The sequence below is a fragment of the Hydrogenophaga sp. GW456-12-10-14-TSB4 genome, from assembly GCF_059424305.1.
In genome coordinates, this window is record NZ_JBWKZH010000114.1 from 1 (window position 1) to 8,925 (window position 8,925).

The 8,925-nt window shown below is 63.6% G+C and carries 9 protein-coding genes and 1 pseudogene; all 10 read left to right on the forward strand.

What is annotated here, in order from left to right; translation table 11 throughout:
- The first annotated feature begins 266 nt into the window (after nucleotides 1-266).
- Nucleotides 267-1,391, forward strand: a complete 1,125-nt coding sequence (locus tag AC07ZS_RS28920) for a hypothetical protein (protein ID WP_494801888.1) — start codon at nucleotides 267-269, stop codon at nucleotides 1,389-1,391.
- A 236-nt stretch (nucleotides 1,392-1,627) separates the two neighbouring features.
- Nucleotides 1,628-2,056 (forward strand): CopD family protein, encoded by a 429-nt coding sequence (locus tag AC07ZS_RS28925; RefSeq protein ID WP_494801889.1) that lies wholly within the window; start codon nucleotides 1,628-1,630, stop codon nucleotides 2,054-2,056.
- Nucleotides 2,057-2,060: 4 nt separating this feature from the next.
- Entirely contained in the window at nucleotides 2,061-3,182 is a 1,122-nt protein-coding gene (locus AC07ZS_RS28930; RefSeq protein WP_494801890.1) for a VanZ family protein, read from the forward strand.
- The gene (locus AC07ZS_RS28935; protein WP_291116148.1) at nucleotides 3,179-3,517 is read left to right on the forward strand and encodes a (2Fe-2S) ferredoxin domain-containing protein; all 339 of its coding nucleotides are present in this window, start codon (nucleotides 3,179-3,181) and stop codon (nucleotides 3,515-3,517) included. The genes AC07ZS_RS28930 and AC07ZS_RS28935 overlap by 4 nt, the downstream gene beginning before the upstream one ends.
- A gap of 6 nt (nucleotides 3,518-3,523) precedes the next feature.
- On the forward strand, nucleotides 3,524-4,147 hold the full coding sequence (locus tag AC07ZS_RS28940) for an alpha/beta hydrolase (protein WP_494801891.1): 624 nt from the start codon (nucleotides 3,524-3,526) through the stop codon (nucleotides 4,145-4,147).
- 113 nt (nucleotides 4,148-4,260) lie between these two features.
- Nucleotides 4,261-5,367, forward strand: coding sequence for a D-alanyl-D-alanine carboxypeptidase family protein (locus AC07ZS_RS28945; RefSeq protein WP_494801894.1), 1,107 nt, complete (start codon nucleotides 4,261-4,263; stop codon nucleotides 5,365-5,367).
- A 134-nt stretch (nucleotides 5,368-5,501) separates the two neighbouring features.
- Nucleotides 5,502-5,879, forward strand: a complete 378-nt coding sequence (gene rpsL / locus AC07ZS_RS28950) for a 30S ribosomal protein S12 (RefSeq protein ID WP_494801892.1) — start codon at nucleotides 5,502-5,504, stop codon at nucleotides 5,877-5,879.
- A 158-nt stretch (nucleotides 5,880-6,037) separates the two neighbouring features.
- On the forward strand, nucleotides 6,038-6,508 hold the full coding sequence (gene rpsG / locus AC07ZS_RS28955) for a 30S ribosomal protein S7 (protein ID WP_137918320.1): 471 nt from the start codon (nucleotides 6,038-6,040) through the stop codon (nucleotides 6,506-6,508).
- 91 nt (nucleotides 6,509-6,599) lie between these two features.
- Nucleotides 6,600-8,702, forward strand: coding sequence for an elongation factor G (fusA, locus tag AC07ZS_RS28960; protein WP_494801893.1), 2,103 nt, complete (start codon nucleotides 6,600-6,602; stop codon nucleotides 8,700-8,702).
- Between the two features lie 152 nt (nucleotides 8,703-8,854).
- Nucleotides 8,855-8,925 (forward strand): annotated as a pseudogene (locus AC07ZS_RS28965) (GTP-binding protein); the annotation flags it as partial.

Consider the following 8,925-nt stretch of genomic DNA (forward strand, 5'->3'; position numbering starts at 1 on the left):
GTGGGGGTAGGGGGCGGGAACGTGCATGCGCGTATTGTGGCAAACGCCTTCTTTCACCGTGTGACGGCCCGGTTCCTCCGGGCAAAGTGGGAAAGTTGACAGGGTGGCCGCGCGCCAGAAAATGCCGGGCGGGTGTGGCGAACTCCACGGTAAGAAGAAAATACTGCTCTGAAGTGGGGTGCCATCCGGCGTGTCCAACGCTATTCTTCGATCAACACTTTTTGTTACTGAGCCGCGAGCGCCTTGGCCGACCACAAGTTCACCCCATGTTGACCACCAAAAAGCCCTCATCGAACAGCTTTGCCAACACCCGGCCCGCTGCCAGCGAGCCCGAGTCGTGGTCGTTGGACGGGCATTGGCCGACCCTGGTGTCCGGCTTGGCCGACCAGGTCACGGAAGGGGTGAGCGCGCTGCAGAACACCATCGACCTGCTGCTGAGCAAGGGGAGCATCAGCCGGCAGGAGCATCGGGCGCTCAGTATCCCGGCCGAGCGCATCAAGCAGTCGGGCGTCAGCGCGCAGCAGATTCACCGCTTCTATGGTGGCCGCATCCGGCAGTCCCATGAAAAGGTGGGCATGGCGGATCTGGTGGAAGGCGTGCTGCAGGAGCGCAAGAAGGAATTCGCCGTGTTGGGTATCGAGATGCGGCGCAAGCTCAAGCCGGTCGAGGTGCTGGTGGACCCGACCGTGGCCCATACCTTTGTCAATGCCGTGCTCGACTGGGGGCTGCCGTTCGGCACCCGGATGGACGTTCGCATGGACACCAACGCCTGGCCGCGGCATGCGCGGCTGCAGGTGCGCGTTTCCAACGACGGCGCGCCGCCGTCCAGCCATGCGTCGACGGACAGCCTGAGCTGGCTGCTGGTGCGCCAGATCGCGCTGGCGGCGGGTGGCATCGAGATCGACCGGCAGGTGACCGAGGACGGGGTGAATTTCACGGCCTTGTTCAGCCGCACGGTGCAGGCGGTGGACGGCATCTCGGCGGTGGATCTCTCGGACGACCATTCCTCGATGTTCAAATCGCTGTCCGGCGTGTATGTGCTGACCATTTCGCCCACACTGCAAATCCGTGCCGACGTGCGCGATGCCCTGCGTGAAATCGGGATCGGCTCGGACAGCGTGGTGGACTTCCGGCAGGCCCGCGAGGCCATCCTCTCCCGCATGCCCAATCTGATCGTGGTGGATGCGTCGATCAAGGAGGAGGGCTTCGATGCGTTCCGCCGCGAGCTGCTGCGCGAGGTCTTCGAGTTTCCCTTTGTCGAGATCTCGCCGGACGACAGCTCCTTCGACATGTCCGGCTTTGGCGAGTTCTCCATGGCCAAGGTGGGTCGCGGCAACATCCGCGAGGCCCTGGGCACGGCGGTGATGTTTGAGCTGGCCAAGATGATGTAGTTTTGCTTACATCAAAAAAAAGAACATAACAATGTCAGAACTGACAGGTGCGCTTGGTTTCCTCTTCTTCTTGGTGTAACATTTCTGTCGAGCCTGCCGAAAGGTGGTCTCCCCGCTTTTCCTCCCTGAGCGGGTGCCTTAGTGTGTGACAGCAAAAAGGCTTCCTGACCCGGCCCGAAAGGCCGGGTTTTTTTTGCCCGGTCCGCTCGGCGGGCCCCCGGGGCTACACTGCCCGGATGCTCTGGGTCAAGTCATTTCACATTGTTTTCGTGGCCAGCTGGTTCGCCGGCTTGTTTTACCTGCCGCGGATTTTCGTGAACCTGGCGATGGTGCCGCCCGAGAGCGTCGCCGAACGTGAGCGCCTGCTTCTCATGGCGCGCAAGCTGCTTCGCTTCACCACCATTCTGGCGGTGCCGGCCCTGGCGCTGGGTCTGTGGCTCTGGCTGGGCTACGGCATCGGCCGGGGTGCCGGCAATGGCTGGATGCACGCCAAGCTCGCGGCGGTGATCCTGATCCTGGGCTACCACCATGCCTGCGGGCGGCTCTTGAAGCGTTTCGTGCAAGGCACGCAGCGGCGCAGCCACGTCTGGTACCGCTGGTTCAACGAGGTGCCTGTGATTCTGCTGGTCGCCGTGGTGGTGCTGGTGGTGGTCAAGCCCTTCTGACGCCTTGAAGACCCGCTCGTCCGCCTGGCCGCTGGCACTGCTGTTTGCCGGCGTGGTGGTGTACGCCAGCCTGTACCCCTTCACCGGGTGGCGTGTGCAGGGCGTGTCGCCGCTGGCTTTTCTGTGGGCACCGTTGCCGCAGTACTGGACCGGTTTCGATATCGCCTCCAACCTGCTGGGCTATGCCCCGCTGGGCTTCCTGCTGAGCGTGGCCATGCTGCGATCGGGCTGGGGCCGGTGGTCGTGGTGGCTGGGCTTCGGGGTGCCGGCGCTGTTGTCCCTGGCGGTCGAGACACTTCAGAACTACCTGCCGATGCGCGTGCCCTCCAACGTGGACTTTGTGCTCAACAGCGCCGGCGCGGCCTTGGGCGCGGTCGGCGCCTGGCTGCTGGAGCGACTGGGAGCGTTGCGCCACTGGAGCCAGTTTCGCGCCAACTGGTTCGAGCCCTCGGCCCATGGCGGCCTGGTGTTGCTGGCGCTCTGGCCATTCGCCTTGCTGTACCCGGTGTCGGTGCCATTCGGCCTGGGCCAGGTCTGGGATCGGCTGGAAGCCGGTCTTGTGCTGCTGCTGGAGGACACCCCTTTTCTGACCTGGGTGCCGGTCCGGCTGGAGGCGCCCGATCCGCTCAGTCCGCTGGCCGAGGCCTTCTGCATCTCGTTGTGCCTGCTGTCGCCGCTGCTGATGGGGTTTTCCGAGATGCGCTCGGTGCTGCGCCGCGCTTTGTTCGTGCTGATGTTCTTCCTGGGTGCGGCGGGTGCCGCGGGCCTGTCTGCCGCGCTCACCTATGGCCCGACCCATGCCTGGGCCTGGGTCAGTCCCCAGGCCACCATGGGCCTGGTCATCGCCTTCCTGCTGGGGTTGGCGTTGCTGGGCCTTTCGCGCAGGCTGTGCATGGTGGTGATGCTGCTCACGTTGGCGGTGTCGCTGACGCTTCTCAACCTCGCGCCCGACAGCCCCTATTTCGCGCAGTCGCTGGAGGTCTGGGAGCAGGGGCGTTTCATCCGCTTCCACGGGATCTCGCAGTGGCTGGGCTGGGTCTGGCCATTCGCTGCGCTCATCTTCGGGCTGAGGGTGGTGGCGCGTGCGCCCGCCGCCGCAGAGCGGCCCACTAAAATTCCGCCATGAGCGAAAACAAGTCCTACTACGAGCGGCACATCTTCTTCTGCCTCAATCAGCGGGAAGGTGGCGAGGCGTCGTGTGCCCAGCACCGGGCGCAGGCGGCGTTCGATCGCTGCAAGTCGCAGGCCAAGGCCCTGGGTCTTTCCGGTGTGGGCAAGGTGCGCGTCAACAAGGCGGGTTGCCTGGACCGTTGCGCCGGCGGCCCGATCGCCGTCGTGTACCCCGAGGCGGTCTGGTACAGCTACGTGGACGAGCACGACATCGATGAAATCGTGCAATCGCACCTGCGCGACGGCGTCGTGGTGCAGCGGTTGCTGACACCGCCGGATGTCGGGCGCTGACACCGGATGAACGCGCAAACCGAATTCCTGTCGATCCCCGGCCCTGCCGGCCGGTTGGAGGTGGCGATCGACCGGCCTGCGGCCGAGGCGCGGGGTGTGGCCGTGATCGCCCATCCCCACCCTTTGCATGGCGGTACCTTGACCAACAAGGTGGTGCAGACGCTGGCGCGGGCCTGTGTGCTGAGCGGCTGGACCACCGTGCGGTTCAATTTCCGCGGTGTCGGTCAGAGCGAGGGTGCCTACGACGAAGGGCGTGGCGAGCTCGACGACCTGCTCGCGGTGATCGAGGCCCAGGCGTCGGACGGGCCGCTGTGCCTGGCCGGGTTTTCGTTCGGCTCCTTTGTGACCAGCCATGCCGCCGCCAGACTGCACGGCGTGCGCGACATTCGGCATCTGGTGCTGATCGGCACGGCGGCCAGCCGTTTCGAGGTGGCGCCCGTGGCGGCGGAACTTCATGAGCGCACGCTGGTCGTTCATGGCGAGCAGGACGACACGGTGCCCTTGTCGTCCGTCATGGACTGGGCTCGGCCCCAATCGCTGCCGGTGCTGGTGGTGCCCGGCGGCGGCCATTTCTTCCACGGCCAGCTCCCGCTGTTGCGGGATCTGGTGCTGCGTCACCTGCGGGCCTGATCGCCTGCAGGTTCTCTTGTTTCCCTTTGAAGGACCGGATTTTGTTGCGTCGTCTCTTTTCCCGTTTTCTGTTGTGCCTGTCCCTGGGTGTGGCGGTGCCCGCCCTGGCCCAGATGCCTGCGCCGCCCGAGGTGGCCGCGCGTGCCTACCTGCTGCTGGATGCCACTTCCGGCCAGGTGCTCGCGTCCAAAGACCCGGACCAGGCGGTCGAGCCGGCGTCGCTGACCAAGCTCATGACCGCCTACCTGGTGTTTGATGCGTTGAAAGCCGGCAAGATCAGCCTCACGCAGACGTTTGGCGTGAGCGAGCGCGCCTGGAAGATGCCCGGGTCGCGCATGTTCATCGATCCCAAGATGCAGGTGCCGGTGGAGGACCTGATCAAGGGAATGATCGTGCAGTCCGGCAACGATGCGACGGTGGCGCTCGCCGAAGGTGTGGCCGGGTCGGTCGAGCGCTTCGTGCAGCTCATGAACGAACAGGCCAAGGCCCTGGGCATGACGTCGACCAGCTACCGCAACGTCGAGGGCCTCACCGAAGCGGGCCACACGACCACCGCGCGCGATCTGGCCACGCTGGCTTCGCGCCTGATGACCGACTTTCCCAAGTACGTGCCGTACTACTCGATCCAGCGCTACCGCTATCCGGGCACGCCGGCCGCCAACGACACCAACCGCAATCTGCTGCTGTTTCGCGACCCCAGCGTAGACGGTCTGAAAACCGGGCACACCAACGCGGCGGGCTACTGCCTGGTCGCCACCGCGCGCCGGCAGGTGCCCGGCCTGGGCGAAGGTGCGCAGGGGCAGCGGCGCCTGATCAGCGTGCTGCTGGGTGCATCCAGCGAAAACGCCCGCGCCGCCGAAAGCCAGAAACTGCTCAACTGGGGCTACACCGCGTTCGACGCCGTGCGCCTGATCCCCGTCGGCCAGCCCGTGGCGACGCCCCGCGTCTGGAAGGGCAAGGCCGATCAGGTCCGCCTGGGCCGACCCGAAGGCGTGGTGGTGTCGGTGCCGGCGGGCGAGGGCGCCAAGCTCAAGTCCGAGGTGGTGCGCCCCGACCCGCTGGTGGCGCCCTTGGTGAAGGGGCAGTCCGTGGGCACGCTGCGCGTGACCACCGCCGCCGGCGCGACCGTGGCCGAAATTCCCCTGACCGTGCTGGACACGGTCGAGGAAAGCGGCGTCTTTGGCCGCGCCTGGGACGCCATTCGCCTCTGGATCCAGTAAGGCGGCAGGTCCCTCCCGCCCTGGGAGGGACTCTTCGTTGTCAGAAAATCGGCCACGTGCTACAGTAGAGGGCTTTTCGGAATCTTCCGAGGAGTTTTCGTTTTCGCTTTTTTCAAACGTTTAGGGACGTTTTAATGCCAACCATCAATCAACTCGTGCGCCACGGCCGGGAGGTCGAAAAGACCAAATCCAAGAGCCCGGCCATGGAAAACTCTCCGCAGCGTCGCGGTGTGTGCACCCGTGTGTACACCACGACCCCCAAGAAGCCCAACTCCGCTCTGCGTAAAGTCGCCAAAGTGCGCCTGACCAACGGTTTTGAGGTCATCTCCTACATCGGCGGTGAAGGCCACAACCTCCAGGAACACAGCGTCGTGCTGGTCCGCGGCGGTCGTGTGAAGGACTTGCCCGGTGTGCGTTACCACATCGTGCGCGGTTCGCTCGACTTGCAAGGCGTGAAAGACCGCAAGCAGGCGCGCTCCAAGTACGGTGCGAAGAAGCCCAAGGCCAAGTAAATCTGGTTTGAGTCCAAGGTGCTGTTTCCCGCGTGGCGCGGTGATGCAGCGTAGTGACCCGAAGCGCGGAATGTTCCGTGTGGGTCGAGTAAGTGGGGGTTTGAATGACCCTCGCGGTGCCTGCCAAGGTGCCAACTGAAGCAATATGAGGTGAAGAAATGCCACGTCGTCGCGAAGTCCCTAAACGTGAAATCCTGCCGGATCCCAAGTTCGGCAATGTCGAGCTCTCCAAGTTCATGAACGTGATCATGGAAGGCGGCAAGAAAGCAGTCGCCGAGCGCATCATTTACGGTGCGCTGGAGCAGATCGAGAAGAAGAGCGGCAAAGATCCGGTCGAAATCTTCTCGGTCGCCATCAACAACGTCAAGCCCATGGTGGAAGTGAAGTCCCGCCGCGTGGGCGGTGCCAACTACCAGGTGCCGGTTGAAGTCCGGCCGGTGCGTCGTCTGGCCCTGTCCATGCGCTGGATCAAGGAAGCTGCCCGCAAGCGCAGCGAGAAGTCCATGGCCCTGCGTCTGGCCAACGAGCTGATCGAGGCCACCGAAGGCCGTGGCGGCGCCATGAAGCGCCGTGATGAAGTGCACCGCATGGCCGAAGCCAACAAGGCGTTCAGCCACTTCCGCTTCTGATCCGGGCTGACGCCCAGTAGAGCAACCAGAACCGAGAGCCCGCATTCCCTGATTCAGGGGGGCGGGCTCGTCCCCTTTTCGGAGTATTTCCATGTCCCGCACCACGCCCCTTGAGCGTTATCGCAACATCGGTATTTCCGCGCACATCGATGCCGGCAAGACCACCACCACCGAACGCATCCTGTTCTACACCGGTGTGAACCACAAGATCGGCGAAGTTCACGATGGCGCTGCCACCATGGACTGGATGGAGCAGGAGCAGGAGCGCGGCATCACGATCACGTCGGCTGCCACCACCTGCTTCTGGAAGGGCATGGACCTGTCCTACCCCGAGCACCGCTTCAACATCATCGACACCCCCGGCCACGTGGACTTCACCATTGAGGTGGAGCGCTCCATGCGCGTGCTGGACGGTGCCTGCATGGTCTACTGTGCCGTGGGCGGCGTGCAGCCTCAGTCGGAAACCGTCTGGCGCCAGGCCAACAAGTACAAGGTGCCCCGTCTGGCGTTCGTCAACAAGATGGACCGCACCGGTGCCAACTTCTTCAAGGTCTATGACCAGATGCGCCTGCGTCTGAAGGCCAACCCCGTGCCGATCGTGATCCCGATCGGCGCTGAAGACAACTTCAAGGGCGTGGTCGACCTCATCAAGATGAAGGCGATCATCTGGGACGAAGCGTCCCAGGGCATGAAGTTTGAATTCCAGGACATCCCGGCCGAGCTGCAGGCGCAAGCCGAAGAGTGGCGCGAGAAGATGATCGAAGCCGCCGCTGAATCCAGCGAAGAGCTGATGAACAAGTACCTTGAGGAAGGCAACCTGACGGAAGCCGAAATCAAGCAAGGCATCCGTGCGCGCACGCTGGCCACCGAAATCCAGCCCATGCTGTGCGGCACCGCCTTCAAGAACAAGGGCGTGCAGCGCATGCTCGACGCCGTGATCGACTTCCTGCCCTCGCCGGTGGACATTCCTCCCGTGGGCGGTACCGATGACAACGAGGAACCCACCTCGCGCAAGGCGTCCGACGACGAAAAGCTGTCCGCTCTGGCGTTCAAGCTGATGACCGACCCGTACGTGGGCCAGCTCACGTTCGTGCGCGTCTATTCCGGCGTGCTCAAGAAGGGTGACTCGGTTTTCAACCCCGTCAAGGGCAAGAAAGAGCGCATCGGCCGTATCGTGCAGATGCACGCCAACAACCGCTTGGAAGTGGAAGAAATCCGCGCCGGTGACATCGCCGCCTGCGTGGGCCTGAAGGATGTGACCACGGGTGAAACCCTGTGCGATCCGGACGCCATCATCATGCTCGAGCGCATGGTCTTCCCGGAGCCCGTGATTGCACAGGCCGTGGAACCCAAGACCAAGGCCGACCAGGAAAAGATGGGCATTGCGCTGCAACGCCTGGCCTCTGAAGATCCTTCGTTCCGCGTCAAGACGGACGAAGAATCCGGTCAGACCATCATCTCGGGCATGGGCGAGCTGCACCTGGAAATCATTGTCGATCGCATGAAGCGCGAATTCGGCGTGGAAGCCAACGTCGGCAAGCCCCAGGTGGCTTACCGCGAAACCATCCGCAAGAGCGTGGACGAAGCCGAAGGCAAGTTCGTGCGCCAGTCGGGCGGCAAGGGCCAGTACGGCCACGTGGTGTTCAAGATCGAACCCAACGAAGCCGGCAAGGGCTTCGAGTTCGTGGACGCCATCAAGGGCGGCGTGGTGCCGCGCGAGTACATCCCGGCAGTGGAAAAGGGCGTGATCGAAGCCCTCAACACCGGCGTGCTGGCGGGCTTCCCGGTGGTGGACGTCAAGGTCACGCTGCACTTCGGTTCGTACCACGACGTGGACTCGTCCGAAATGGCCTTCAAGATGGCCGCCATCTTCGGCTTCAAGGAAGGCTGCAAGAAGGCCAGCCCGGTCATTCTCGAGCCCATGATGGCCGTGGAAGTGGAAACGCCTGAAGACTACGCCGGCAACGTGATGGGTGACCTGTCGAGCCGCCGTGGCATGGTGCAGGGCATGGAAGACATGGTCGGTGGCGGCAAGGCCATCAAGGCCGAAGTGCCCCTGTCCGAAATGTTCGGCTACTCGACCACGCTGCGTTCGATGTCGCAAGGTCGTGCCACGTACACGATGGAGTTCAAGCACTACTCCGAAGCGCCGCGCAACGTGTCCGAAGCCATCGTGGCTGCACGCGCAAAATGATGACTTTGGGGACAGACCACCTCTGGTGCTCTGTCCCCAACTGATCAAAGCCGGTCTGCGACCATGCGCCGCCCTGTCCCCGTGCGGGGCGATCCAGCAGTGTGGTGCAGACCTTAAACCGTGACACGGGTTTGTTCTTTAGGAATTGAAAAATGGCAAAAGAGAAATTTGAGCGGACCAAGCCGCACGTGAACGTGGGCACGATTGGTCACGTGGACCATGG